Origin of the sequence: Pseudaeromonas paramecii, assembly GCF_039540575.1 — a bacterium.
GTDB classification, from domain to species: domain Bacteria; phylum Pseudomonadota; class Gammaproteobacteria; order Enterobacterales; family Aeromonadaceae; genus Pseudaeromonas; species Pseudaeromonas paramecii.
On record NZ_BAABFC010000001.1, the window covers coordinates 94,220 to 120,243 of the forward strand.

23 protein-coding genes are annotated in these 26,024 nt (G+C 61.0%); 21 read left to right on the top strand and 2 right to left on the bottom strand.

Translation table 11 applies throughout. The features are described from left to right. The 9 genes from ABD847_RS00460 to rfbC all read left to right on the top strand — a co-directional run bounded on the left by ABD847_RS00460 (window position 1) and on the right by rfbC (window position 9,518). Window positions 1-762: a WecB/TagA/CpsF family glycosyltransferase gene (locus ABD847_RS00460; protein WP_345008958.1), complete on the top strand. Its 762-nt coding sequence runs from the start codon at window positions 1-3 to the stop codon at window positions 760-762. Window positions 763-811: 49 nt separating this feature from the next. Continuing rightward, the gene (locus tag ABD847_RS00465) at window positions 812-2,101 is read left to right on the top strand and encodes a lipopolysaccharide biosynthesis protein (RefSeq protein ID WP_345008960.1); all 1,290 of its coding nucleotides are present in this window, start codon (window positions 812-814) and stop codon (window positions 2,099-2,101) included. Between the two features lie 99 nt (window positions 2,102-2,200). Next, window positions 2,201-3,244, top strand: a complete 1,044-nt coding sequence (locus ABD847_RS00470; protein WP_345008962.1) for a glycosyltransferase family 8 protein — start codon at window positions 2,201-2,203, stop codon at window positions 3,242-3,244. A 3-nt stretch (window positions 3,245-3,247) separates the two neighbouring features. Further along, the gene (locus ABD847_RS00475) at window positions 3,248-4,294 is read left to right on the top strand and encodes an acyltransferase family protein (protein WP_345008964.1); all 1,047 of its coding nucleotides are present in this window, start codon (window positions 3,248-3,250) and stop codon (window positions 4,292-4,294) included. Between the two features lie 27 nt (window positions 4,295-4,321). Further along, the gene (locus ABD847_RS00480) at window positions 4,322-5,395 is read left to right on the top strand and encodes an acyltransferase family protein (protein ID WP_345008966.1); all 1,074 of its coding nucleotides are present in this window, start codon (window positions 4,322-4,324) and stop codon (window positions 5,393-5,395) included. A 44-nt stretch (window positions 5,396-5,439) separates the two neighbouring features. Continuing rightward, entirely contained in the window at window positions 5,440-6,849 is a 1,410-nt protein-coding gene (locus tag ABD847_RS00485) for a mannose-1-phosphate guanylyltransferase/mannose-6-phosphate isomerase (protein WP_345008968.1), read from the top strand. A gap of 36 nt (window positions 6,850-6,885) precedes the next feature. Next, a complete protein-coding gene (gene galE, locus ABD847_RS00490) occupies window positions 6,886-7,902 on the top strand; it encodes a UDP-glucose 4-epimerase GalE (protein ID WP_345008970.1) in 1,017 nt (338 codons plus the stop codon). An 84-nt stretch (window positions 7,903-7,986) separates the two neighbouring features. Further along, window positions 7,987-8,886 (top strand): dTDP-4-dehydrorhamnose reductase, encoded by a 900-nt coding sequence (gene rfbD, locus ABD847_RS00495; RefSeq protein WP_345008972.1) that lies wholly within the window; start codon window positions 7,987-7,989, stop codon window positions 8,884-8,886. An 89-nt stretch (window positions 8,887-8,975) separates the two neighbouring features. Then, a complete protein-coding gene (gene rfbC / locus ABD847_RS00500; protein WP_345008975.1) occupies window positions 8,976-9,518 on the top strand; it encodes a dTDP-4-dehydrorhamnose 3,5-epimerase in 543 nt (180 codons plus the stop codon). Between the two features lie 97 nt (window positions 9,519-9,615). Here the strand turns inward: rfbC and ABD847_RS00505 are convergent, their stop codons facing one another. Next, entirely contained in the window at window positions 9,616-10,455 is an 840-nt protein-coding gene (locus ABD847_RS00505) for a DUF4114 domain-containing protein (RefSeq protein WP_345008977.1), read from the bottom strand. 374 nt (window positions 10,456-10,829) lie between these two features. On the opposite strand from ABD847_RS00505, the gene ABD847_RS00510 reads away from it, so the two are divergent. The 9 genes from ABD847_RS00510 (at window position 10,830) to ABD847_RS00550 (ending at window position 21,322) form a co-directional block, all read left to right on the top strand. After that, on the top strand, window positions 10,830-11,666 hold the full coding sequence (locus ABD847_RS00510; RefSeq protein ID WP_345008979.1) for an ABC transporter ATP-binding protein: 837 nt from the start codon (window positions 10,830-10,832) through the stop codon (window positions 11,664-11,666). After that, window positions 11,656-12,537, top strand: coding sequence for an ABC transporter permease (locus ABD847_RS00515; protein ID WP_345008981.1), 882 nt, complete (start codon window positions 11,656-11,658; stop codon window positions 12,535-12,537). Before ABD847_RS00510 ends, ABD847_RS00515 begins: the two co-directional genes overlap by 11 nt. Next, window positions 12,534-13,655: an ABC transporter permease gene (locus tag ABD847_RS00520; protein WP_345008983.1), complete on the top strand. Its 1,122-nt coding sequence runs from the start codon at window positions 12,534-12,536 to the stop codon at window positions 13,653-13,655. The genes ABD847_RS00515 and ABD847_RS00520 overlap by 4 nt, the downstream gene beginning before the upstream one ends. Window positions 13,656-13,714: 59 nt before the next feature. Next, window positions 13,715-14,731 (top strand): ABC transporter substrate-binding protein, encoded by a 1,017-nt coding sequence (locus ABD847_RS00525; RefSeq protein WP_345008985.1) that lies wholly within the window; start codon window positions 13,715-13,717, stop codon window positions 14,729-14,731. A gap of 135 nt (window positions 14,732-14,866) precedes the next feature. Beyond that, window positions 14,867-15,541: a TetR/AcrR family transcriptional regulator gene (locus tag ABD847_RS00530; protein ID WP_345008987.1), complete on the top strand. Its 675-nt coding sequence runs from the start codon at window positions 14,867-14,869 to the stop codon at window positions 15,539-15,541. Between the two features lie 228 nt (window positions 15,542-15,769). Then, window positions 15,770-17,197 carry an NAD(P)-dependent oxidoreductase gene (locus ABD847_RS00535; RefSeq protein WP_345008989.1) on the top strand — a complete coding sequence of 476 codons (1,428 nt, stop codon included), beginning with the start codon at window positions 15,770-15,772 and terminating at the stop codon, window positions 17,195-17,197. Beyond that, window positions 17,190-18,530 (top strand): NAD-dependent dihydropyrimidine dehydrogenase subunit PreA, encoded by a 1,341-nt coding sequence (gene preA, locus ABD847_RS00540; RefSeq protein ID WP_345008991.1) that lies wholly within the window; start codon window positions 17,190-17,192, stop codon window positions 18,528-18,530. The genes ABD847_RS00535 and preA overlap by 8 nt, the downstream gene beginning before the upstream one ends. Before the next feature lie 34 nt (window positions 18,531-18,564). Next, a complete protein-coding gene (gene hydA, locus ABD847_RS00545) occupies window positions 18,565-20,016 on the top strand; it encodes a dihydropyrimidinase (RefSeq protein WP_345008993.1) in 1,452 nt (483 codons plus the stop codon). Window positions 20,017-20,044: 28 nt separating this feature from the next. Further along, complete coding sequence (locus ABD847_RS00550) at window positions 20,045-21,322, top strand: Zn-dependent hydrolase (protein WP_345008994.1); 1,278 nt, start codon at window positions 20,045-20,047, stop codon at window positions 21,320-21,322. 52 nt (window positions 21,323-21,374) lie between these two features. On the opposite strand, the gene metG is transcribed toward ABD847_RS00550, so the two are convergent. After that, window positions 21,375-23,441: a methionine--tRNA ligase gene (gene metG, locus ABD847_RS00555; RefSeq protein WP_345008995.1), complete on the bottom strand. Its 2,067-nt coding sequence runs from the start codon at window positions 23,439-23,441 to the stop codon at window positions 21,375-21,377. A gap of 152 nt (window positions 23,442-23,593) precedes the next feature. Here metG and apbC point away from each other — a divergent pair, with 152 nt between their 5' ends. The 3 genes from apbC to dcd all read left to right on the top strand — a co-directional run bounded on the left by apbC (window position 23,594) and on the right by dcd (window position 26,021). Next, window positions 23,594-24,670, top strand: a complete 1,077-nt coding sequence (apbC, locus tag ABD847_RS00560; RefSeq protein WP_345008997.1) for an iron-sulfur cluster carrier protein ApbC — start codon at window positions 23,594-23,596, stop codon at window positions 24,668-24,670. Window positions 24,671-24,767: 97 nt separating this feature from the next. Continuing rightward, window positions 24,768-25,412 (top strand): uridine kinase, encoded by a 645-nt coding sequence (gene udk, locus ABD847_RS00565; RefSeq protein WP_345009000.1) that lies wholly within the window; start codon window positions 24,768-24,770, stop codon window positions 25,410-25,412. Between the two features lie 27 nt (window positions 25,413-25,439). Then, window positions 25,440-26,021 (top strand): dCTP deaminase, encoded by a 582-nt coding sequence (gene dcd / locus ABD847_RS00570; RefSeq protein WP_345009002.1) that lies wholly within the window; start codon window positions 25,440-25,442, stop codon window positions 26,019-26,021. Window positions 26,022-26,024: the final 3 nt, after the last annotated feature.

Sequence of the window (26,024 nt, forward strand, 5' to 3'; positions counted from 1 at the left end):
ATGGAACAAGCGAGCATCAAGCACATCCTGGGCTACGCCATTTTTAATGGTACGGCCAACCAGTTGACCGCCGAGATTGAGTCCCGACTGGCCCGTCTGGGGCAGGTTTGCCTCTTCTATGCCAACAGCAATCTGATGCAGCTGTGGCACGGCGAGCAGGAGAGTCTGCGGCAGGAAAGTATCGTCATGGCCAATGATGGTATCGCGCTGGATCTGGTGGCCAAGACCATCACAGGTAGCCGCTTTGTCGCCAACTTGAATGGCACCGATTATACCCCCCACCTGCTCGCCACCAGTGCTCGCTGCAAACGGGTATTCCTGCTGGGCGCCAAACCCGGGGTGGCGGATCTGGCGGCCGTGCGGTTCGGTCAACTCGATGGTGTCAGTGTGGTGGGCACCGCCGATGGCTATGGCCAGATGGCCGATGAAGCTGCTTTGATTGAGCGGATCAACGAGTCAGGAGCACAGGTGCTGCTGGTGGCTCTGGGCAATCCCAAGCAGGAGGCCTGGCTACTGGCCCACCGTCATGTGCTCAAGGTTCCGCTACTGGTTGGTGTCGGGGCCCTGCTGGATTTTATGTCCGGCAACGTCAAGCGAGCACCAAGCTGGGTACAACGTATGCACCTGGAGTGGTTCTATCGCTTGCTGGGTGAGCCCGGACGGTTGCTGCGTCGCTATACCCTGGAGATGGGCCGGTTTTTCTGGCTCTGCTTTGCCTATGAGCGTCAACACCGTAAGGCAGGGCTGGCCAATGACGCATGACAGCCAAGTGTTAACGGCGCCCATGGACGTGCAGCGGGGAAGGCGGGTGATGAACATCAGAAAGCTGCTGGTGAAGGGGGTGATCCCGGCCGGACTGAAGATCTCCAATGCCGGTTTTGGCTACCTGACGACCCTGGTGGCTGCCTGGTTGTTGTCGCCGGCAGACTATGGCCTGTTTGGCACTGTCATCGCTTTTTCGTTGCTCTGCTCCTTTGCGCTGAGCTATGGCCAACCGGTGGCCATGATCAAGTTCTACAACGAGCGGCTGATCCGGTCCGGTGAGACCGAGGCTGATGGCCTGCTGAGCTGGTCAATGCTGGTTGGCAGCCTCTGCCTGTTGCTGTGTGGTGCCCTGGGCACCTGGTGGCTGTTTCATGACAAGACCGACTGGGGTGGCATGGGCGCCATTTTGCTGTTTTGCCTGCTGTTCTCTTTTGGTGAACTGATCGCGGTCGCCCTGCGGGTCAAGGAGCGTATGATAGCGGCCCTGGCGCCCAGGGACTTTGGCTGGCGTCTGTTGGTCATACTATTGCTGTTGGGCTTGTACCGGCTGGCATTGCCCACCAGTGCCCAGAGCCTGCTGTGGCTGATGAGTCTGTCGCTGCTGCCCTTTCTGCTCTATCAGCTGTTTTTGCTGCGCCCTCATCTGCGTTGGCTGCCGGTTCCCCCTCAAGCGTCCCAGTATCACAAGCGCTCCTGCTACTTCTGGGGGATAGTGCTCACCGGCCCTATCTTGACACAGGCGGGTACTCTGATCGTTTCCTCTTCCTTTGCCCTGGAAGCCTCCGGAGCGTACTTCTCTGCCGAACGAACCTCCAACCTGCTGACCTTTTTGCTGGTGGCGATTCATATCGTGGTGGGGCCACGGCTATCCCGGGCCTTTGAGGAGCGGGACTTTGCCAAGACCCAGCGGTTGGTGGCTCTGTCGGCCTTGGCGGCCGGCAGTGTCTCGCTGCTGCTGTTTGTTCCTCTGGTGCTGTTTCGGGGTCAGGTGCTGGCCTGGTTCTCGCCAGAATACCGCTCTGAGGGGGATTTGTTGCTCTGGCTGGCCCTGGTGCAGCTGTTTAATGCCATGGCGGGGGTAACGGCCTTTTTCCTGCAGATGGCCGGCAAGGAGCGGTTGACCCTGTGGATCTCGGGCCTATTTACCCTGTTGAGCCTGGGATTACAGCTCTGGGTCGCCCGAGTCGGCAGCCTGGAGCAGATTGCCATGGTCTCGGCCGGCGTCTCTTTGCTGCTCAATGGCGCCTGTATCTATGCCTGTCGTCGTCTTACCGGCATAGATACCACAGCACTGGGGTTATTCCGTATCGGTAGTGGTTCATTCACTAAGAATTAGCGACTGAACCACATCATTTATTTGTAGGTTAATGGCTGTAGATACCGTCAACCACTATGTCCATTCAGTGTGAATGGGTTCACTTTAAAGGGGCTGAACATGGCTGATCAAATTCCACTTTTTATTGCCTTTGATGATAATTATGTCCCCTTCGGTGGCTGCGTGATTAAGAGCGCCCTGCTGAATAAGAGTGATAAATATGATTTCAGCTTCTATGTGCTGCATGAAGGCTTAAGTCTGACAGCCCAACAGACCTTGACGCAGATGGTGGAGGAGCACCCTGGCGCCCAGATCCATTTTCTGGATGTGGGGGACTACTTTGCCAAGATGGAGTTGCATGTGCATACCATCTATAACCGGGCGACCTACTATCGCCTGGCGATCCCGGATCTGTTGCCGGATGCGAAGCGAGGCATCTATCTTGACTCGGACCTCATCATCAATGGCGATCTATGCGAGCTGTACGACTGGGATCTGCAGGGCAAGAGCTTGGCCGCCGCTCGGGATGTGATGATGTATTCCCTGGTGCGCACCAGTGCCTTGACCAATCGTGAATCAGGTAGCCTGCCCATACGCCGCTATTTTAGCGAGGTGCTGGGTTTGCCTGACCCCGAGTATTACTATCAGGCCGGGGTTTTTGTGCTGGATTTGGCCCGCTTGCGTGAACTTAACCGCTTGCCCCAGATGATGGAGTTGGCAGCCAACCAAAAATATTGGATGGCCGATCAGGATATCCTCAATTCCCTGTTTGTGGGGGATATTGCCATCTTGCCGCAGCGGTGGAACCTCTTGACCGGCGGCGGCGAGTATCAACATTTTCTGGCCAAGGTGGATGGCCCCTTGATGGATGAATATCGGTCTGCACGGCAACAACCAGCCATTATCCACTATGCCAGCTATACCAAGCCCTGGTCTTATGCCGACATCGACTATGCCCCGCTGTTTTGGCAGGTGCTGCGGCAAACCCCCTGGCAACATCAAATCTACGACTGGCTGCAGGCCGGCAAGATCAAGTCGGTGGCGGCTTTACCCTATGCCATGAGTTGGAAGACCATCTTGACGGCCTTTGGTGAGCGGCTATTTCCTAAAGGAGCTTGGCATCGCACTGCACTGATTTATCTGCAACGTAAATTGGCGGGGTAAGGTATGTTTATTCTCTCTATGCACTCTTTACGGGCGATTGCCATGCTGCTCATTGTAGCTGGACATTGTTTTCCATTCAGTTTCTTATATCGAGATAATGATTTATGGGGTCAGCTGGTTTTTAATGTGATATCGAACGGGTCTAGTCTGTTTGTTCTTATCTCTGGATTCTTTTTTCACCATGTTTTTTATGCTCGTTTTGATTATGGTCGATTTCTCAAGAAGAAGATCAAAAATGTTGTTTGTCCATATCTGTTCTTATCAGTCATAGTCGTGCTGCTTTTTAGACTCGGCCAGCCGGACCCTCGCCTAGGTGGCTTCTTTGAACCTCAGGGCACAGGGATCATCGACCTATATTTAATTCCCTTTATCAAATATTTGATTTTTGGTGGAGCTACGACAGCTTACTGGTATATTCCATTTATTTTCTTAATGTTTTGCTTGTCACCCTTACATAAAAAATATGCCGATCTGGGGCTTGTCAGTAGTCTGGTGATTCTTCTGCTGTCGTTTTTGCTATCTATGCTGGTGCATCGACCACAGTACAATCTTAATGTGTTTCAGTCACTGATCTATTATCAGTCATTTTACTTGGCAGGTATTCTATTCTCAAAATATTACCAACCTGTTTCTCAGTGGATAGTAAGGAATTTGCACTTCCTTATTCTGGTTTTTTTGCTGTGCAATTTTGCAATGGCATATGTATATCCTGTCGCAAATCTGCAAGATGGCACTGTTCCATATACGATATTGGAACGGTATGTTCCATTTAAGCTATTGGAGTTTTTTGTCTTATATGGCTTGTTTGAACGGTTTGCCTTTCTAAATGTCAAACCACTTTCCTGGTTCGCAGACATGAGTTTTGCGGTCTATTTTATCCATCCGATAGTGATAGCGGGTATCAAAGAGCACTGGTTGAAATTCGATCTCTCGCTGCCTTGGATTCAATTTTGGCTCTCTTGTTTCTTGGTGATTGCTGTCTGCATGTTGCTAGCGGTATCGCTGAAAAAGGCATTTGGAGACAGAACCCGTGTCTTCGTTGGCTGGTAGTCCCTCTACAGGGCTCAAGGAGTTTGTATGGATAAACATAGAGCTGATGAAATTCCGGCCCTGGATGGCCTCAGGGCGCTGGCTTGCATCCTGGTGGTCTTAAGTCACCTGCCGGAGTACTTCACTCAAGGCGGTGGCTGGCTGGCGACAGGGTTACCCCTGGGGCAGGTGGGGGTAGCGCTCTTTTTTGGTTTGAGTGGTTTTTTGATGACGCACCTGTATGTGGGGAGCTCCTTTACTTTAAGCCGTGTGCTCAATTATCTGATTGCCCGCTTCAGCCGGATAGCCCCCGCCTATTGGCTGACCATAGTGCTCTGCTTCTTGTTGTTTCGGTTTGTGGATCCGGAGTTTGTCTTTCGGATCGACGAACACAACCTGCTGCGCCATCTGCTGTTTCTCGGTTCTGAGGGAGTCTTCTGGTCGATACCGCCCGAGATCCAGTACTACCTTTTTTTCCTGCTGTTCTGGGGTGCCTGGCAGCAGTGGCTGCAGGGGCGCAAGATGCTGCTCATTCTGTTGACGCTGGCCTGTGTGGGGCTAATGGCCAGTCGTGAGGCCTGGCCGGGTATTCTGTTGCCCTCCAAACTGCATTTCTTTTTATCAGGTACCCTGGCCGCCATGTTATTTCACCGTCTGCGGCAGCGTCTTACCCTGTCTTGCTGGCTGTTAGCTGGATTACAGTGCCTGATGGTGCTGGTCTTGACTGTGAGTGTTCTGAGCTTGCATGGCATGTCTGAGCAGACCTTCTATGGCCACAGTGGTTTTTACCTGCTGGTGGCCCTGGCTCTGCTGGTACTGAGTTTCCCGTCCCGTATCATGGACTTCATGCTGGGTAATCGGCTGCTGGGTTGGTTTGGCAAGGTGAGCTTTAGCGTTTATCTGCTGCATTGCCCTGTGATCTATCTGTTCAATCGTTTCTGTCTCAGTCTGGGCTGGCAGGGGGCCGTCTATGATGGCCTTGCGTTGCTGCTGGCTCTATTGCTGCCGGGGCTGTTTTCCCAGTGGGTTGAATTGCCGCTGTGTAATCTGGCCAAACGGAGGGGGCAGCAATGGACAAAGGGTTGGCTTGCGCGCCGCGCCCAGACTGCGGTGGCGCTGTAGTACGCCCTTCGCAGGATAACATTCAAGAAAGGAAGACGATTTCTATGAACATCATTCCCGTCATCATGGCCGGTGGTAACGGTTCGCGGCTATGGCCGCTGTCGCGGGTGCTCTACCCCAAGCAGTTTTTGCGTCTGGAGGGGGAGCACACCATGTTGCAGGAGACCGTACTGCGCCTCACTGGTCTCGTCTGCACCGCCCCCCTGGTGATCTGTAACGAGGATCACCGCTTCCTGGTGGCCGAGCAGTTGCGCGCCATCAATCAGCTGACCGGCAATATCATTCTTGAACCGGTGGGCCGCAATACGGCGCCGGCCATTGCGTTGGCGGCCATGACGGCCCTAGCGCAGGGGGAAGACGCCCTGCTGCTGGTGTTGGCGGCCGATCACGTCATTCGCTCGCCCGATGCGTTCATCCAGGCCGTGCAGGCGGCCCAGGTGCATGCCGATGCCGGTAAGCTGGTGACCTTCGGCATAGTGGCCACAGCGCCTGAGACGGGCTACGGCTATATCCGACGCGGTGCTGCCCTGGCACAACCCGGTTATACCGTGGCCCAGTTTGTGGAGAAGCCGGATCTGGATACTGCGCGCCACTACCTGGAGACCGGCGACTATTACTGGAATAGCGGCATGTTCCTGTTCCGCGCCAGCCGCTATCTGGCAGAGCTCAAGGCGTTTCGGCCGGATATTTATGCGGCCTGCGAACAGGCCCTGGGCAATCCGTCCCTGGATATGGACTTTGTCCGGGTCGACAAGACCGCCTTCATGGCCTGCCCGGATGACTCCATCGACTATGCGGTGATGGAAAAGACCCAGGATGCGGTGGTGGTGCCCCTGGATGCCGGCTGGAGCGATGTGGGCTCCTGGTCCTCCTTGTGGGAGATCAGCCCCAAGGCGGCGGACGGCAATGTGCAGCAGGGAGATGTGCTGTACCACGACAGTCACAATAACTATGTCTATGCCGAGAGCGCCCTGGTAAGCCTGGTGGGGGTGGAGGATCTGGTGGTGATCCAGACCAAGGATGCCACCCTGGTGGCGCATCGGGATCGGGTGCAGGAGGTGAAGAAGATAGTGGACTCCCTCAAGCGCGACGGGCGCACCGAGCATCACGTGCACCGGGAGGTGTACCGTCCGTGGGGCAAGTTCGATGGCATCGATAAGGGCGAGCGCTTTCAGGTCAAGCACATCACGGTCAAACCCGGGGAGAAACTCTCCCTCCAGATGCACCATCACAGGGCTGAGCACTGGATAGTGGTGGCGGGCACCGCCAAGGTCACCTGTGGCGACACCGTCAGCCTGCTGACGGAAAACCAGTCCACCTATATCCCGCTGGGGCAGACTCATTCGCTGGAGAATCCTGGCAAGATCCCCCTTGAGCTGATTGAGGTGCAGTCCGGCACCTATCTGGGGGAAGACGATATCGTCCGCTTTGAAGACAGATACGGTCGGACCTGAGCGCGCACAACTCCACTATTAGAAGAGGGACACAAGATGGCGATTTTGGTTACCGGGGGCACAGGGTTTATCGGCAGTCATACCGTGGTTGAGCTGCTCAACGCCGGCCACGAAGTGGTGGTGGCGGATAATTTTTGCAACTCCCACCCCATCGTATTGGAGCGCATCGAGGCCATTGCCGGACGGCGGCCGCATTTTTATGAACTGGATGTGCGAGACGGCCAGGCTTTGGCGACCGTATTCAGTCAACACACCATTGAGGCGGTGATCCACTTTGCCGGCCTCAAGGCGGTGGGGGAGTCCTGCCGCATCCCGCTGACCTACTACCAGAACAACATAGCCGCCACCCTGACGCTGTGTGAACAGATGGCGGCGGCTGGGGTGTTCAATCTGGTGTTCAGCTCGTCTGCTACCGTCTATGGCGATCCGGCTTCCGTGCCCATCCGCGAAGACTTCCCGCTGTCGGCCACCAACCCCTATGGGCGCTCCAAGCTGATGGTAGAGGAGATACTGCGGGACATGGTCAAGGCCGACGCACGCTGGGCCGTGGTCTTGTTGCGCTACTTCAATCCGGTGGGGGCACATGAGTCTGGGCTGATTGGTGAGGATCCCAATGGGATCCCCAATAATCTCCTGCCCTTTATCACCCAGGTGGCGGTGGGACGACTGCCACAGTTGTCGGTGTTCGGGGATGATTACCCGACTCCGGACGGTACTGGGGTGCGGGACTACATCCATGTGGTGGACTTGGCCATTGGTCATCTCAAGGCCCTGAGCCGTATGCAGCAGGGGCGGGGGGTCTTCACCTACAACCTGGGGACCGGCAAGGGCTATTCGGTGCTGGAGATGGTGAAGGCGTTCGAAGCTGCATCCGGCAAGCCGATCCCGTTTAAGATAGCGCCGCGCCGCGCGGGGGATATCGCCGAATGCTGGGCGGATCCGGCCTTTGCGGCCAGCGAGTTAGATTGGCAGGCGCAGCGGGATCTGGACTGCATGATGCGCGACAGCTGGAACTGGCAAGCCAACAACCCGCAGGGGTACCAGGTCGGCTGAAGCCGACGTTGCATTTGCCAACAAGATACCTACCATGAAGCGCCTCTGCCTGGCAGAGGCGTTTTCATTGGGCCGGAGGGCAAGATGCAGATTCAAGAGGCGCGCATTGTATTGTTGGGTGCCGGGGGACAGTTGGGTCGGCGCTTACAGGCTCAGGCCATGTCTTTGGGGATCGCCCTGCAGGCGTTTGATCGTCACTGTCTGAATATTCAGGATGGGGCGAGCCTGGCGTGCCGGCTTCGGGAGTGTTCGCCCCACATCATCATCAATGCGGCGGGGTATACCCAGGTGGACTTGGCCGAGCAGGCGGTGGAAACGGCCTTTGCCGTGAACGCCGCCGGACCTGGCCACCTGGCCGCAGTGGCCCAAGATCTGGGGGCGGTCCTGATACAGGTGTCCACCGATTATGTCTTCGATGGGCACAAGAGCGCGCCCTATGTAGAGACCGATGAACCCAACCCCCTTGGCGTGTATGGTGCCTCCAAATTGGCCGGCGAGGCGGAGGTACAGGCCCGTTGCGCCAAGCATCTGATCCTGCGCACCGCCTGGCTGTTTGACCCAGCAGGAAGCAATTTTGTCCGCACAGTGCTGCGGTTGGCGCATTCACGATCCAGTTTGCGCATCGTGGCGGATCAGTGGGGCTCGCCTACCTGTGCTCAGGATCTCGCCGGCGCCGTGTTGAGTATGGCCTGTGAGGCGCTGCAACCTGATTTTGTCGACTGGGGCTTGTATCACTACGCGGGTAGCCCGTCGGTCAGCTGGTTTGAGTTTGCCGAGGCCATTATCCAGGCGGCTTGGCAGCAGGGCTTGCTGGCTTATCAACCGGCGCTTTTCCCCATCCCCAGTGCCGAGTATGCCTGTGCCGCTCGACGTCCGCTGAATTCTCGTCTGGATTGCAGCAAGATAGCTGCGCGCTTTGGCATCCCGCCCAGCGACTGGCGGCGCGCATTGCAGGATTTGCGTCCCTATCTGACTCCCGTCTAGTCTGATTAGGTCTGCAGCAGACGTTGGTCTATCATGTGCCCCATCCTGGCGCAGGCCAGCCGTCTGCTAGTTGTATGGGTAGAAGTCTGATGAAGGTCATAACCACAAGCATCCCGGATGTGAAGATCCTGGAGCCAATCCGTTTTAGCGATGAGCGGGGTTTCTTTATGGAAACCTGGCGGCAGAGCGGGTTCGATGAGCTGGTCGCCCCGCGGCAGTTTGTGCAGGACAACCATGCCCGCTCCTGTCGTGGCACCCTGCGAGGATTGCACTACCAGACCCAGAATACCCAGGGCAAGCTGGTACGGGTGGTGGTGGGTGAGGTGTTTGACGTGGCGGTGGATCTACGCCGTCGGTCGCCTACCTTCGGCCAGTGGGTTGGCGTCTGGTTGTCCGCCGAGAACGGGCGTCAGCTGTGGATCCCGGAGGGCTTTGCCCATGGCTTCTATGTGACCAGTGACTGGGCCGAGAGTCTGTATCGCTGTACCGATTATTACAACCCGACCGCCGAGCATTGCCTGCGTTGGGATGATGCCACCTTGGCCATCGCCTGGCCCATCAGCTCGTCGCCGCTGCTTTCCTCCAAGGATCAACAGGGCTGTTGTCTGGCAGAGGCGCCTCTGTTTGATTGATCTATGCGCCTACAGGGTGACAGCCTAGTTGCATGCTGTGCGGCAGAAAAAAACCGGAGCCTGGGGCTCCGGTTTTTTTATCTGTGGTCATGCAGGCTCAACGCCGCTGGCGGCGCCGCCACCAGGGCAACAGCAGCAGGCCGGTGGCGGCCAGGGCCAGGGGGGCGGGCTCGGGCACGGCGCTGGTGACCCCTTGGAAGATGAAAATCATATCGTTGTAGTCGTAATCGCTCTGGTTACCTGACCAGGTATCCTCAAAGCCCACCAGCACAGTGTTGGCATCCAGCTGGATGACCCGGGTATGCACGGCACCATCGGCCCAGCCCTGGGCGTCCGAGTTGTTGCTGCTGTCGCCGGAGAAGAAGTAGTTGGTATTCACCAGGCTGATGCCATCGGCGTTGTAGGTCAGCGGCAGGGCTTGCAGGCCAAACACCAGGTTGTCGCCACTGGTGAGGCCGGTGATTTCCCGGCTCAGGCCCACCTGGGTGGCGCTGCAGCTGTTGCCGTCCTTGGCCTCGGCATAGCTGCAGCCCTCACGGGTGCTGAACAGCAGGTTGCTGTCATCCACCGGGTTGTAGCTGCCCAGGTTGTTGGTGCCGCCGCTGGCGTAGATGTCGCTCCAGAAGCTGGCGGTATCGAAGCTGCCACTGCCGCTTGAGGCGAGGAACAGGTTGGAGTCCCGGGCGGCGCCGGTGCCCAGATAGGTGACGCGCACCGTATCCGAGGTGGCCTTGAGGCCGGCGCTAGCCAGCTCCACGCTGGCTTGGCTCAACTGGTTCAGGGTGCCGCTGGTGATGCTCTGGGCATAGCGGGAAAACCACTCATCAATCTGAGATTGCGACAGGCTGGTGTCACCGGTCAGGGCCGAAATGACGGCGGCCTGGGCCGGCTGCACCGCCAGCAGGCTGACCAGGGCCAGGGGGATCAGGGCCTTCATGGGTTCCACTCCTTGGACTCGTTCGAAATGTTTTGCGCATTATCTGTGCTATTGACGAGGATGGGAACCCGCGGTATCTCACTGAAAACCCTATCATGTAACTTTTTTTTACATTTGTGGCGCAATCTCACGGCGAGGGATCCGGCGCTAGCAACTTCTACTGCGACTAGGATCCAGTCACGGCTGACCACCTGGTCAAGATTTGCGCCATTTCGGATCGCTTGCGCCGAAGCGTGGCACCAGGATCGTGGCGCCTTTCCACCCATGGCATCTTTTTACGGCCTGCGGGCTTAAATTACCCTGTTTTTTAAGTTGGCATGACGTCTGCTTGGTGAAAGCTAACCAAGTAGTCAGAAAAAGAAGGCAAGGATGTCATGACCCAACCCCTGAAACGACTCGACGACGCGCTACGCCAGCAAGCCGAGCCCCTCCAGACCCGTCCCGCGATTGTCGCCAAGGGGGTGAATGTCATCTACCCGGCGGCGGATCGGCCCGTGCATGCCTTGAGCGATATCGATCTCACCATTCGTCAGGGGGAGTTTGTCTCCCTCATCGGCCCCTCCGGCTGTGGCAAGACCACCCTGCTGCGCACCATCGCGGATCTGGAGCCCATCAGCTCGGGCGCGTTGACGGTGAATGACCTGGAGCCGGCGGCGGCACGGGAGGCGGGGGCCTATGGCTATGTGTTTCAGGCACCGGCGCTGTTTCCCTGGCGTACCGTGCTGGAGAACGTCATGTTGCCCCTGCAGATCCAGGGGCGCCATGTCGCCGAATGCCAGGAGATAGCCCAGGAGCAGCTCAAACGGGTGGGACTGGCCGGCTTCGAGGCCAAGTACCCGTGGCAGCTCTCCGGCGGCATGCAGCAGCGGGTCTCCATTGCCCGGGCGCTGGGCTTCAAGCCGAAAATACTGATGATGGATGAACCGTTCGGCGCCCTGGACGAGATCACCCGGGACAACCTCAACCAGCAGCTGCAGGATCTCTGGTGCGCCGAGCAGCGCACCGTGGTGTTTGTGACCCACTCCATCTCCGAGGCCGTGTATCTGTCTACCCGCATCGTGGTGATGTCACCGCGGCCCGGGCGCATCGTCAAGGTGATCGATTCGCCACTACCGCGGGAGCGCACACTCAAGCTGCGGGATACCCCGGCCTTCATGGCCCTGGCCCAGGAGGTGCGGGAGGCACTGGCGGAGGGGCATCATGAACATTGACCGCTTTCGCCAGCAGGGCCTGCCCGTGCTGGTGGTGCTGCTGGTGGGGCTAATCCTCTGGTATGCCCTGACCGTCGGCCTCAATGCCAGCGGGGCCATCGCCCGGGTGCTGCCCAAGGACGGTAGCTGGTCGCTGGAAGATCTGCTGCTGGCCACCCTCAACATGCAGCGGCCCTTGCTGCCGGCCCCGCATCAGATCTTGCTGGACATCTGGACCAGCCTTACCAAGTGGTCCATCGGCTCGCCGCGCAACCTGCTGCTGCACACCTGGGTGACGGCCAGCGCGGCCCTGACGGGTTTTGTCATGGGTCTGCTGCTGGGGTTGGTGCTGGCGGTGTGCATCGTTCACTCCCGCACCCTGGACCGGGCCCTGCTGCCCTGGATCGTGGCCTCCCAGACTGTGCCCGTGCTGGCCATCGCCCCCATAGTGCTGGTGATCCTGGGGAGCCTGGGCATCACGGGCCTGATGCCCAAGGCGGTGATCGCCATGTACCTGTGTTTCTTTCCGGTGACGGTGGCCATGGTGCAGGGGCTGCGGGCGCCCCAGAAGCTGGAGCTGGAGCTACTGCACACCTACGGCACAGGCCGACTGGATACCTTCTGGCTGCTGCGGCTGCCTTCGTCCTTGCCTTATCTGTTTCCTGCCTGCCGGGTGGCCATCGCCAGCGGCCTGGTGGGCACCATAGTGGCTGAGCTGCCTACTGGTGCCCAGGCTGGCCTGGGGTCGCGTCTGCTCACCGGCTCCTATTACGGCAACACGGTACAGATCTGGTCCGCCCTGGTGATGGCCTCCCTGCTGGGGGTGAGCCTCACCGGCTTGGTGAGTCTGGTTGAGCGGTGGGTGATGGCCAATCGGAGGGTAGCCGCATGATGACGATGTCTGCTTCTGTATCGCTGGCGGCGCAGCGCTTGAGTGGGGTGGTGGGACTGCCGCTGGTGCTGGTGCTGTGTGGCCTGAGCCTGACACAGCCGCTGGGATCGGATCAGGGGTTGCTGGTGGCGGTACTGGTGCTGTGCGCCCTGCAGGGGATCTTCTTGTGCCTAGGTCTGGTGCAGGCGGTTGTGCTGGTAGGGCTGAGCCTGCTGGCAGCCTGGTTGGCCCTGGCCCCGGTGGCCGAGATGGGCGGCAAGCTGCCGGCGCTGGGCTGGGCCTATGGCCTGCAGTTGGTTGCACTGGCGCTGCTGGCCCAGTTGGGCCTGCAGCGGCTGGCGCCCTACAGCGAACGCCTGCCGGCCGGTACCGTGGCCGGGCTGTTCGGCCTCTGGCTGCTCTATTTTTGGCAGCTGCTGGTAACCCTGTTTGCCGTGCCCCAGGTGCTGCTGCCGACCCCGGCGGCCATCGGCGCCGCGCTGTGGGACAACGCGGGCCTGCTGGCGGGGGACTTTGTCCAGACGGTGCTCAAGTCCGTGCTGGTGGGCTATGTGCTGGGCAGCGGCCTGGGGGTCTTGTCCGGCATCGCCATCGAGCGGTTCCCCTTCCTGCAGCGGGGCTTTCTGCCCCTGGCCAACCTGACCAGCACCATACCCTTGGTGGGCATAGCGCCCATCGCCGTGATGTGGTTTGGCTTTGATTGGCCCTCCAAGGCGGCGGTCATAGTGTTGGTGACCTATTTCCCGGCCCTGGTGAGCACCCTGGCGGGGCTGCAGGCCAGCGGCAAACTGGAGCAGGAGCTGCTGCATTCCTACGCCGCCAGCCCCAGAGTCACCCTGCTGACCCTGCGCTTGCCGGCGGCACTGCCCTTTATCTTCAGTGCCCTCAAGGTCAACGCCACCTTGGCGCTCATCAGCGCCATCGTCGCGGAGTATTTCGGCTCACCCACCGCCGGGTTGGGCTTTCGAATCTCGGCCGAGGCCGCCCGTATGCATATGCCCATCGTCTGGGCGGCGATCGTGGTGGCCTCGGTGGTGGGATCGGCGCTGTACGCCCTGCTGGTCAGGCTGGAGCGTCGCGTCACCTTCTGGCATCCGTCCATCCGTGGACAGGGCTGATGTCGGGCTGCGTGTTACACATGGACTTGATGATCAACGAGAACAATGAGGAACTCTGCATGAGCAAACACCCCCCGTTTCACAAGCATCTGCTTGCCGCTACCCTGTTGGCCGCCGGCCTGGGCTCTGTCCAGGCTCAGGCCGCAGACAAGGTGACGCTGCAGCTCAAATGGGTGCCCCAGGCCCAGTTCGCCGGCTACTACGTGGCCCAGCAGAAGGGCTTCTATCAGGACGCCGGGCTGGACGTCACCATCAAACCCGGTGGTACCGACATCTCCCCGGTGCAGGTGATCGCCGGCCATGCCGCCGATGTGATCGTCAACTGGATGCCCGATGCCCTGGCGGCCCGGGAGGCGGGGGTGCCGCTCGTCAACATCAGCCAGATCTATGACAGATCCGGCATGATGCTCACCTGCAAGAAGGCCAGCGGTATCGCCAGCCCCGCCGATCTCAAGGGCAAGACGCTGGGGGTCTGGTTCGGCGGCAACGAGTATCCCTTCTTCAACTGGATGGCCAAACTGGGCTACAAGCCGGATGTGGATATCAAGGTGCTCAAGCAGGGCTTTAACGTGGATCCCCTGTTGCAGGGCCAGGCCGATTGTATCTCCACCATGAACTACAACGAGTACTGGCAGCTCATCGACGCCGGCATGAAGGCCGACGAGCTCATCACCTTTGCCTACGAGGATCAGGGCGCCTCCACCCTGGAGGATGGGCTCTATGTGCTGGATTCTGATCTCAAGGATCCCGCCTTCGTCGCCAAGATGGCCAAGTTCGTCAAGGCGACCCTGCAGGGCTGGAATTACGCGGTAAGCCATCCCAAGGAAGCCGCCGCCATTGTGGTGGAGCAGGATGCCTCCGGCTCCGCCACCGAGGAGGTACAGGAGCGGCAGATGGAGAACGTGGCCAAGCTCATCACCAGTGCCAACACCGCCAAGATGGGTTACCTGGAACCGGCCGCCTATCGTCGTACCATAGAGGTATTGCTCAGCGGAGGTAGCTCGCCGGTCATCAAGCAGGATCCGGGCGATGCCGCCATGAGCCATGCGGTGTGGGATGCCGCCGCCAAGCTGTAACCCTGCCAGTGCGATCTCCTGGGGTTGATCTGCCGCAGGAGATCGCACATTTTCCCACCCCACGGCTGCCACCGGCCGCCCTGGGGTGATACATTGCGCCACGCTTATTTCCTCTTGATGGATTGTTGGAGCACCATGAGCGACGCATTGCCGGTTCCATCCCCCGCCTACAGCCTGCTGGATCCCGCCCTCGATGAGGAGGAGAAGGGGCGCATTCGCCGCGGCAACGAGGCGTTGATCCTGGCCGCCGCCGAGCGGGCCTTCTCCCGCAGCGGCTTCAAGGGCACCACCATGGCCCAGATCGCCGACGAGGCCCAGCTGCCCAAGGCCAATCTGCACTACTACTTCGGCAACAAGGAAAACCTCTACCTGCACGTGCTGGATCGCATCCTTCATGACTGGCTCAGCCCCCTGGACGCCATCACCCCGCAGGCCGATCCCAAGCAGGCCCTGGAAAGCTACATACGGCAGAAGATGCGCCTGACCTATGAGCGGCCCGAGGCCTCCCGGCTGTTTGCCAACGAACTGCTGCAAGGCGCCAACGTCATCGGCGACTTGCTCAAGACCGAGCTCAAGGAGCTGGTGCAGACCAAGGCGGCGGTGGTGGATGGCTGGATCGCCGATGGCAAGGTGGCGCCCTTGGACAGCACCCACCTCTTCTTCTCCATCTGGTCCCTGACCCAGAGCTACGCGGATTTCGACATTCAGATCCGTGCCGTGCTGGGGCGCAGCGGGCAAAGCCAACAGGATCGCCAGCGCGCCGAGCGCCATGTGCTGACCCTGATCTTCCGCACCTGCGGGCTGGCCTGATGGCCGGCCCTGCGCCGGTGTGCTGCATTTTTAGCCCAATCCCGGTGCACGGCTCCCCAAAATGAATACTGCCAGTGTGGGTATTCGGGCTTGAACAGCCGGATAAAGCCCATTTTTTGCCCATAATTGACCATCTGGTCAAGTTGGCACGAACCTCGCTTCTGTTTGTCTTGAAACCTAACCATGTGGTCAGGTTATTGAGCCAAGTGTTTCACAAGGAGCGACCCCATGAAGAATCCCAGCCCCGTCGGCATGGATGCCCCAGGTCTGCTGGCCGGGCGACTGTCCCAGGCGGCCTATGCGCAGAACTTTGCCGACAGTCATCCGCCGCTCACCGCATCCCAGGCCCTCATCGAGGCAGACCGTTGCTACGACTGCTTCAACGCCCCCTGCACCCAGGCCTGCCCCGCGGGTATCGAGGTCCCCCGATTCATCCAGCGCATTGCCCAGAAGAATATCCGCGGCGCCGCCGAGGTGATCCTGGAGGCCAACGAGCTGGGCGGTATCTGTGCCCGGGTCTGTCCCACCGAACAGCTGTGTGAACAGGCCTGCGTCCGCACGGCCCAGCAGAGCAAGCCGGTAGAGATAGGCCAGCTGCAGCGCTATGCCACCGACACTTACTTTGCCGATCCCGGCGCTCCCCTGTTCACCCGGGGGCCCAGCTCCGGCAAGACGGTGGCCGTGGTGGGGGCGGGGCCGGCAGGCCTGACCGTGGCCCATCGCCTGGCCCGCCTGGGTCACGAGGTGGTGCTGTTTGACAGCAAGCCCAAGCTGGGTGGCCTCAACGAATATGGTCTGGCCACCTACAAGACCACGGGTAACTTTGCCCAGCACGAGATCCGTTGGCTGCTCTCCATCGGCGGCATCGAGGTGCGCACCGAGCAAATGCTGGGGCGGGATATTCACCTGGCGCAGCTGCAGCAGGAATTCGACGCCGTGTTCCTGGGGCTGGGGCTGGCCGGGGTCAATAGCCTGGGGATCCCGGAACCCCAGGTGGCCGGCATCTGCGAGGCGGTGGACTTCATCGCCGCCTTGCGTCAGGCCGAGGACAAGGCCGAACTGCCGGTGGGCCGCCAGGTGGTGGTGATCGGCGGTGGCATGACGGCGGTGGATGCCGCCGTGCAGGCCAAGAAGCTGGGGGCCAGGGAGGTCACGCTGGTGTACCGGCGTGGCGAGGAGGCTCTGAAGGCCTCACCCGAGGAGATGGACTGGGCGCGTCACAATGGCGTGGCCGTGCGGCTGTGGGCGGCGCCCCTGGCGGTGCTGAGCGAAGGCGACCAGCTGACGGGCATGCGCTTTGCGGTGACCGCCGAGCAAAACGGTCGGCTGGTCGAGACCGGTGAGACCTTCACCCTGGCCGCCGACATGCTGCTCAAGGCCATAGGGCAGCGCTATCTGGCGGAACCTGCCGGTGCGGGTCTCACGCTGGAAGGCGGTCGCATCGCGGTGGATGACCAGGGCCGCACCTCGCTGGCCGGCGTCTGGGCCGGCGGTGACTGCGTGGCCGGTGGCCTGGATCTCACCGTGGACGCGGTGCGCCTGGGCAAGCTTGCCGCTTTCTCCATCGACAAGACCCTGCGTGACGGGGCCGTTTCTTGCACTTCCTCTTCCCTGACGGCCAGCGCCGCATCTTCCAAGGAGGCCTGCCATGGCTGATCTGTCCAGTAACTTTCTCGGTATCAAGAGCCCCAACCCCTTCTGGCTGGCATCGGCGCCGCCCACCGACAAGGAGTACAACGTGGTGCGCGCCTTCGAGGCGGGCTGGGGGGGCGTGGTGTGGAAGACCCTGGGGCTGGATCCCCATGTGGTGAACGTTAGCGGGCCGCGCTACAGCACCTTGCGCTCGCAAGATCGCAAGATCATCGGCCTGAACAACATAGAGCTCATCACGGATCGCAGCCTGGACATCAACCTGGAGGAGATCGCCCGGGTCAAGCGCAACTGGCCGGATCGGGCCCTGGTGGTCTCCATCATGGTGCCCTGTGACGAGGACTCCTGGAAGTTCATCCTGCCCCTCGTCGAGCAGACCGGTGCCGACGGCATCGAGTTGAACTTCGGCTGTCCCCACGGCATGAGCGAGCGGGGCATGGGCGCAGCTGTGGGTCAGGTGCCCGAATACATAGAGATGGTGACCCGCTGGTGCAAGCAGTACTGCCGCCTGCCGGTGATCGTCAAGCTCACCCCCAACATCACCGACATCCGCTATCCGGCCCGGGCTGCCAAGCAGGGCGGGGCCGATGCCGTCTCCCTCATCAACACCATCAACTCCATCACGGGCGTGGATCTGGACAGCCTGATCATGAGTCCCAGCACCGACGGCAAGGGCTCTCACGGCGGCTATTGTGGCCCGGCGGTCAAGCCCATCGCCCTCAACATGGTGGCGGAAATTGCGCGGGATCCCCAGACCCAGGGTCTGCCCATCTCCGGCATCGGCGGCGTCTCCACCTGGCGGGATGCTGCCGAGTTTATCGCCCTGGGCTGCGGCACCGTCCAGGTGTGTACTGCCGTCATGGTCCACGGGTTTGGCATAGTGCAGGACATGATAAGCGGCCTGTCCAACTACATGGACGAGCACGGTTTTCGCCGCATCGAGGACTTCCGCGGTCGCGCCGTGCCTACCGTGTCCGACTGGCGTTACCTGAACCTCAACCACGTGTCCAAGGCGGTGATCGATCAGGACAGCTGCATCCAGTGCGGCAAGTGCCACATCGCCTGTGAAGATACCTCCCACCAGGCCATCACCGCCGAAAAGAACGGCCAGCGCCACTTCGAGGTGAAGGAGGAGGACTGCGTGGGCTGCAACTTGTGCGTCTCCATCTGCCCGGTGGAAAACTGCATCACAATGCGGGATCTGGCGCCCGGTGAGGTGGACCTGCGCACCGGCAAGACGGTGAGCGGCCTGTACGCCAACTGGACCACCCATCCTAACAACCCTATGGCCGAGGCGGCGCCTGTGGCCGAGCAGACCGCGGCGGTGGTCGGCGCCTAGGCGCCGGCTCCTTCACCCGATAAGGAGAGTCACTATGAGTCAAAGCGTCTTGATCCGCGGCGGCACCGTCGTCAACGCCGATTGTGAGCGGCGGGCCGATGTCCTGTGTGTGGACGGTCTGATTGCGGCCGTGGGGGAGAACCTGACGGCCCAGGCGCCGGCCGGTTGTCAGGTGGTGGAGGCGGGGGGCCAGTATGTGCTGCCCGGCGGCATTGACCCCCACACCCACATGAACTTCCCCTTCATGGGCACCCGCACGGTGGACGATTTCTATTCGGGCACCAGCGCGGCCCTGGCGGGGGGCACCACCAGCATCATCGACTTTGTCATCCCGGATCCCCAGCAGCCGCTGATGGACGCCTATCAGACCTGGCGCGGCTGGGCTGAGAGTGCCGCCGCCGATTACGGCTTTCACGTGGCCATCACCTGGTGGGACGAGTCGGTGCACCGTGACATGGGGACCCTGGTGCAGCAGGAGGGGGTCAACAGCTTCAAGCACTTCATGGCCTACAAGAATGCCATCATGTGCGATGACGAGACCCTGGTGAACAGCTTCCGCCGGGCACTGGAACTGGGGGCCATGCCCACGGTCCACGCCGAGAACGGCGAGCTGGTCTACCTGCTGCAGCAGGAGGTGCTGAAGATGGGCATCACGGGCCCCGAGGGGCATCCGCTGTCCCGGCCGCCCATGGTGGAGGGGGAGGCGGCCAACCGCGCCATCGCCATCGCCGATGTGCTGGGGGTACCCATCTATATCGTGCATGTCTCCTGTCAGGAGTCCGCCGATGCCATCGCCCGGGCCCGGGCCCGGGGCCAGCGGGTCTATGGCGAGGTACTGGCCGGCCACCTGGTGATCGACGACAGCGTCTATCGCCACCCGGACTTCAACGTGGCCGCCGCTCACGTCATGAGCCCGCCGTTTCGCGCCAAGCCCCACCAGGATGCACTGTGGCGCGGCCTGCAATCGGGCCAGCTGCACACCACCGCCACCGACCACTGCACCTTCTGCGCCGCGCAAAAGGCCGCCGGCCAAGGCAACTTTGCCAAGATCCCCAACGGCTGCGGCGGGGTGGAGGAGCGCATGGCGGTGATCTGGGATGCCGGGGTCAACACGGGCCGACTCACCCCCAGCGAGTTTGTCGCCATCACCTCCGCCAACACCGCCAAGCTGTTCAACCTCTATCCGAGGAAGGGGCTGATCGCCGTGGGCGCCGACGCGGATCTGGTGGTGTGGGATCCTGCGGGCAGCAAGACCCTCTCGGCCAAGACCCATCACTCCAAGAACGACTTCAACGTGTTTGAAGGCCGCACCGTCAAGGGCATCGCCAGCCATACCGTCAGCCGTGGCCAGCTGGTCTGGGTGGATGGCGATCTGCGCACCGTGCCCGGTGCCGGCCGTTACATCAAGCGACCGGCCTTCGGTCCCCAGTTCAGTGCCAGCGCCCTGCGCGCCCAGGTGCAGGCGCCCACCCCGGTGGAACGCTAACGTTCAGCCTCACAGGAGAGAACAGCATATGGATAGCAAGACAATCGAGAGCCCTGCCACCCTGTCATTGGACAAGATCCGCGTCAACGGCGAGCGGCTGTGGCAATCCCTGATGGATTTGGCCCAGATCGGTGCCACCCCCAAGGGCGGCGTCTGCCGCCTGACCCTGACGGACCTGGACAAGCAGGGCCGGGATCGGGTGATCGGCTGGGCCAAGGCGGCGGGCCTGTCGGTCACCATAGACCAGATAGGCAATGTGTTTATGCGGCGGGCCGGTCGGGATAACAGCCTGCCGCCCATCGTCACCGGCAGCCACATCGACACCCAGCCCACCGGCGGCAAGTTCGACGGCAACTTTGGTGTATTGGCGGGGCTGGAGGTGATCCGTACCCTGAATGACCATCAGATCGAGACCGAAGCGCCGGTGGAGCTGGTGTTCTGGACCAACGAGGAAGGCTCGCGCTTTGTGCCCGTGATGATGGGCTCCGGCGTGTTTGCCAACATCTTCAGCCTGGAACACGCCTATGCCGCCACCGACACCGAGGGCAAGACGGTAAAAGGGGAGCTTGAGCGCATCGGCTACGTGGGCGATCAGGTGCCGGGCGAACATCCCATTGGCGCCTATTTCGAGGCCCACATCGAGCAGGGCCCCATCCTGGAGGAGCAGGACATCACCATAGGGGTGGTGCAGGCGGTGCTGGGCATCCGCTGGTATGACTGCGTGGTCACCGGCATGGAGGCCCACGCCGGTCCCACCCCCATGGCCATGCGCCAGGATGCCATGCAGGTGGCCGCTCGGGTGATGCAGGAGGTGGTGGCCATCGCCAACCGCTTCGGCCCCCATGGCCGCGGCACCGTCGGCATGGTGCAGGTGTTCCCCAACAGCCGCAACGTCATTCCCGGTCAGGTGACCTTCTCCATCGATTTTCGCAACATGACGGATGAGCTGGTGGATCAGATGGACGCCGCGCTCCACGCCTACACCAAACAGGTGGCGGCCGAGACGGGTCTGAGTATCGCCATCAAGGAGGTGTCCCATTACCCGGCGGCGCCCTTTCATCCCGAGTGCAAGGACGCGGTGCGTCGGGCGGCCGAGACCCTGGGCTACAGCCACATGGATATCGTCTCCGGGGCCGGCCACGATGCGGTCTACATGTCCATGCTGGCCCCCACCGGCATGATCTTCATCCCCTGCAAGGACGGCATCAGCCACAACGAGATCGAGGAGACCCTGCCCGAGCAGGTGACCGCCGGTGCCAACGTGCTGCTGCACGCCATGCTGGAGCGGGCCGGGATTGGCAAGTGAAAACCAAGAGGCCAGTCATCTGACTGGCCTCTTGTTAAGGTGAACTCGCGGGTTACTTGACGCGCATGCCGGGCTGGGCGCCCTCGTGGGGCTCCAGGATCCACAGATCCTTGCCACCGGGGCCAGCCGCCAGCACCATGCCTTCGGAGAGACCGAAGCGCATCATGCGCGGCGCCAGGTTGGCCACCATGACGGTGAGCTTGCCCACCAGGGTCTCGGGCTCGTAGGCGGCGCGGATGCCGGCAAACACCTGGCGGGGCTGCTCGCCCCCGATGTCCAGCTGCAGTTTCAGCAGCTTGTCGGCGCCGTCCACCAACTCGGCACTGACGATGCGGGCGATGCGCAGATCCAGCTTGGCAAAGTCGTCGTAGGCGATCTCGTCGGCGATGGGCTCGATATCGGCCTGATCCTTGCCCGGTGCGCTCTGATGCTGGGCCTTGGCGCCCTGGCTCTTGCTGGCCTCGGCCACCAGATCCTCCTTGGAGGCGTTGACCATCTCCTCGATCTTCTTGGGATCGATGCGGCTGAACAGGGCTTTGAAGGGGGCCAGGGTGTGGGCCAGCAGCGGGGTGTCGATGGCCTCCCAGCTGAGGGTCTCGCCCAGGAAGGCTTCACTGCGTTCGGCCAGCTGGGGCAGCACGGGCTTCAAATAGGTCATGAGCACGCGGAACAGGTTGATGCACACGGAGCAGACCGCCTGCAGTTCGGCTTCGCGACCCTCTTCCTTGGCCATCACCCAGGGGGCCTTGTCGTCCACGTAGCGGTTGGCCACGTCGGCCAGGGCCATGATCTCGCGGATGGCTCGGCTGAATTCCCGGGCCTCGTAGGCCTCGGCGATGCGCTCGCGGGCGGCCAGGAAGTCGGCATACAGAGCCGGCTCAGCGTTTTGTGCGGCCAGCCTGCCGTCAAAGCGCTTGGTGATAAAGCCGGCGGTGCGGGAGGCCAGGTTCACGAGCTTGTTCACCACATCGGCATTCACCCGGGCGACGAAGTCGTCCAGGTTCAGATCCAGATCGTCAATGCGGCTGTTGAGCTTGGCGGCGTAGTAGTAACGCAGGTACTCGGGATCCAGGTGCTGCAGGTAGGTGCCGGCCTTGATGAAGGTGCCCTTGGACTTGGACATCTTGGCGCCGTTCACAGTCACATAGCCATGCACAAACACGTTGCTGGGCTTGCGGAAGCCCGCGCCCTCCAGCATGGCTGGCCAGAACAGGGAGTGGAAGTAGAGGATGTCCTTGCCGATGAAGTGGTACAGCTCGGCGTCGGAGCCCTGGCGCCAGTAGCTGTCGAAGTCCAGATCGCCGCGCTGGTTGCACAGGTTCTTGAAGGAGCCCATGTAACCGATGGGGGCGTCCAGCCAGACGTAGAAGTATTTGCCTGGGGCATCGGGGATCTCAAAGCCGAAGTAGGGGGCGTCACGGGTGATGTCCCACTGCTGCAGGCCAGCCTCGAACCACTCGCCCAGCTTGTTGGCCATCTCTTCTTGTAGGGCGCCTGAGGTGATCCAGCTCTTCAACATGCCCTCGAACTGGGGCAGATCGAAGAAGTAGTGCTCGGTTTCCTTCATCACAGGGGTGGCGCCGGAGACGGCGGAGCGCGGGTCAATCAGCTCGGTGGGGCTGTAGGTGGCACCGCAGACATCGCAGTTGTCGCCGTATTGATCGGGAGCCTTGCACTTGGGGCAGGTGCCCTTGACGAAGCGATCCGGCAGGAACATGGACTTTTCCGGATCGAACAGCTGGGAGATGCTGCGGCTCTTGATATAGCCGCCGTCCCGCAGCCGGGTATAGATCAGGTTGGCGAACTCACGGTTCTCGTCGCTGTGGGTGGAGTGATAGTTGTCGAAGCTGATGCCAAAGCCGGCGAAGTCCGCCTGGTGCTCTTGGGAGACCGCCTCGATCATCTGCTCCGGCGTGATGCCCAGCTGCTGGGCCTTGAGCATGATGGGGGTGCCGTGGGCGTCATCGGCGCAGATGAAGTGGATCTGATTGCCCCGCAGCCGCTGGTAACGAACCCAGATGTCGGCCTGGATGTGTTCGAGCATGTGGCCGAGGTGGATGGAGCCGTTGGCATAGGGCAGGGCGCAGGTAACGAGAATTTTCCGAGCAGCGTGAGCCATGATCTGTCTTGTCGTGCAATGAAAAAGTAAGTCCGCATCTTACCCGAAAGGGAGGGGGCATGCCTAGGCTAGATGGCCGCCGCGGCCGTATCCCTAGCCTGAACCTTGGGTTAGACTCGGTCGTTAACGGTTGTTTCATCAGGAGTTGTCGTATGTCTGCCACATTGGATGCCGTTCGTAGTCTATTGGTCGCCGCCCAGCCGGATGACTGGCCCCATGGCTGGCTGGCCAGCCGTACCCGGCTGGTGGCCGAGGGGACATCACTCACCCTGACCCTCACACTGCCGTTTGCCGGGACCGGTGCCTTGGATGAGCTGCAAGCGAGTCTGACCCCGTCGTTGCTGGCCATGGGCTGGCAGGATCTGCGCTGGCAGTGGCGCTGTCAGGTGGCGCCCCTGGCTCCCAGTGCCGGCTTGCCCCTGCTCTCTGGGGTCAAGAATATTGTGGCGGTGGCCTCCGGCAAGGGCGGGGTGGGCAAGTCCACCACAGCGGTCAATCTGGCCCTGGCCCTGGCGGCGGAAGGGGCCAGCGTCGGCCTGCTGGACGGGGATCTCTATGGTCCTTCCGTCCCGCTGATGCTGGGACTGACGGGCCAACGTCCCGACTCACCCGATGGCCAGCGGATGCGGCCACTCTCGCGCTTTGGCATCAAGATCAATAGCATCGGCTTTCTGGTGCCGGACTCCGAGGCGGTGATCTGGCGCGGCCCCATGGCCAGCAAGGCACTGGGACAGCTGCTGCATGAGACCGACTGGGGATCGCTGGATTATCTGGTGGTGGACCTGCCGCCGGGCACCGGCGACATCCAGCTGAGCATGGCCCAGCAGGTGCCCACCACAGGGGTGCTGATGGTTACCACCCCCCAGGACGTCGCCCTGCTGGATGTGCGCAAGGGGCTGGCCATGTTTGCCAAGGTGGGAGTGCCCGTGGTGGGACTGGTGGAGAACATGAGTTATCACAGGTGCAGTGCCTGTGGTCACCATGAGCCGCTGTTTGGCGAGGGGGGCGGTGCCCGACTGGCGGCCGAGCTGGATCTGCCGCTGCTGGCGCAGTTCCCGCTGCTGTTGGGGGTGCGTCAGGCCATGGATGCGGGGGTGCCGCCGGCGGTGGCCGAGCCAGCGGGGGAGCTGGCGCAAAGTTATCGGGCCCTGGCGCGCGCCCTCGCGGCTCGCCTCTATTTTCAAGGCAAGGAGATCCCGGAGTCTTTGGCTATCACCCGCCTGGGCTAGGGCGGCGCCCGCTGTCGGCTCGGTAGTGGGGGGGAGGCTTTTTCGTTATAATGCGCCGGTTTACGCCTCCCACCGCCACATTTAGAGAGTTCGACCCATGTCAGATCAACACCGTTCCTGCGTTATCATTGGTATCGCGGGTGCTTCTGCCTCAGGTAAGAGTTTGTTTTCTCACACCATTTTTAATGAACTGGTGGAAGAGCTGGGCGCGGATCAAATCGGGGTGATCACGGAAGACAGTTACTACAAGGATCAGAGCCACCTTTCCATGGAAGAGCGGGTCAAGACCAACTATGACCATCCCAGCGCCTTCGACCATGCCCTGCTGTGCCAGCACCTGACCATGTTGCTCAAGGGCGAGCAGGTGGAGATCCCCACCTACTCCTATAGCGAACATACCCGGGTCAGTGACACCCGCCCCTTCAGCCCCAAGCGCATCATCATCCTCGAGGGCATCTTGCTGCTGAGCGAGCCGCACTTGCGGGATCTGATGGATGTCAGCATCTTCATGGACACCCCCTTGGACATCTGCCTCATTCGGCGTCTGGTGCGGGATGTCCAGGAGCGCGGGCGCACCATGGAGTCGGTACTGAGCCAGTACCAGACCACGGTGCGGCCCATGTTCCTCCAGTTTATCGAGCCGTCGAAGCAATATGCCGACATCATAGTGCCCCGTGGTGGGCGCAATCGCATTGCCATCGACATGATTAAATCCCGTATTCGCCACATGCTGCTGGGTTAACCCGGTAACGGCCACAAGGAGAAGCCAATGCGTCTTTGCGACAGCGACATAGAACGCTACCTGGAACAGGGAAAGATCATCATAGAACCGACCCCGGGGCCGGATCGCATCAGCGGCGTCAGCGTGGATGTGCTGCTGGGCAACGAGTTTCGTGTGTTCCAGGCCCATACCGCCCCCTACATCGACCTGAGCGGCCCCAAAGAAGAGGTGGCCGAGGCCATCAACCGGGTGATGAGTGACGAGATCATCATCCCGGACGGGGAAGCCTTCATCCTGCACCCCGGTGAGCTGGCTCTGGCGGTAACCCTTGAGTCCGTCACCCTGCCGGATGATATCGTCGGCTGGCTGGATGGTCGTTCGTCGCTGGCCCGCCTGGGGCTGATGGTGCATGTGACCGCCCATCGCATCGATCCGGGTTGGTCTGGCCGCATCGTCCTCGAGTTCTATAATGGGGGTAGGCTCCCTCTGGCGCTGCGTCCCAAGATGGTGATCGGTGCCTTGAACTTCGAAACCCTTTCCGGCCCGGCCCAGCGTCCTTACAACAAGCGGGCCAACGCCAAGTACAAGCGCCAGCAAGGGGCGGTTGCCAGCCGTATCAATCAGGACTGACCT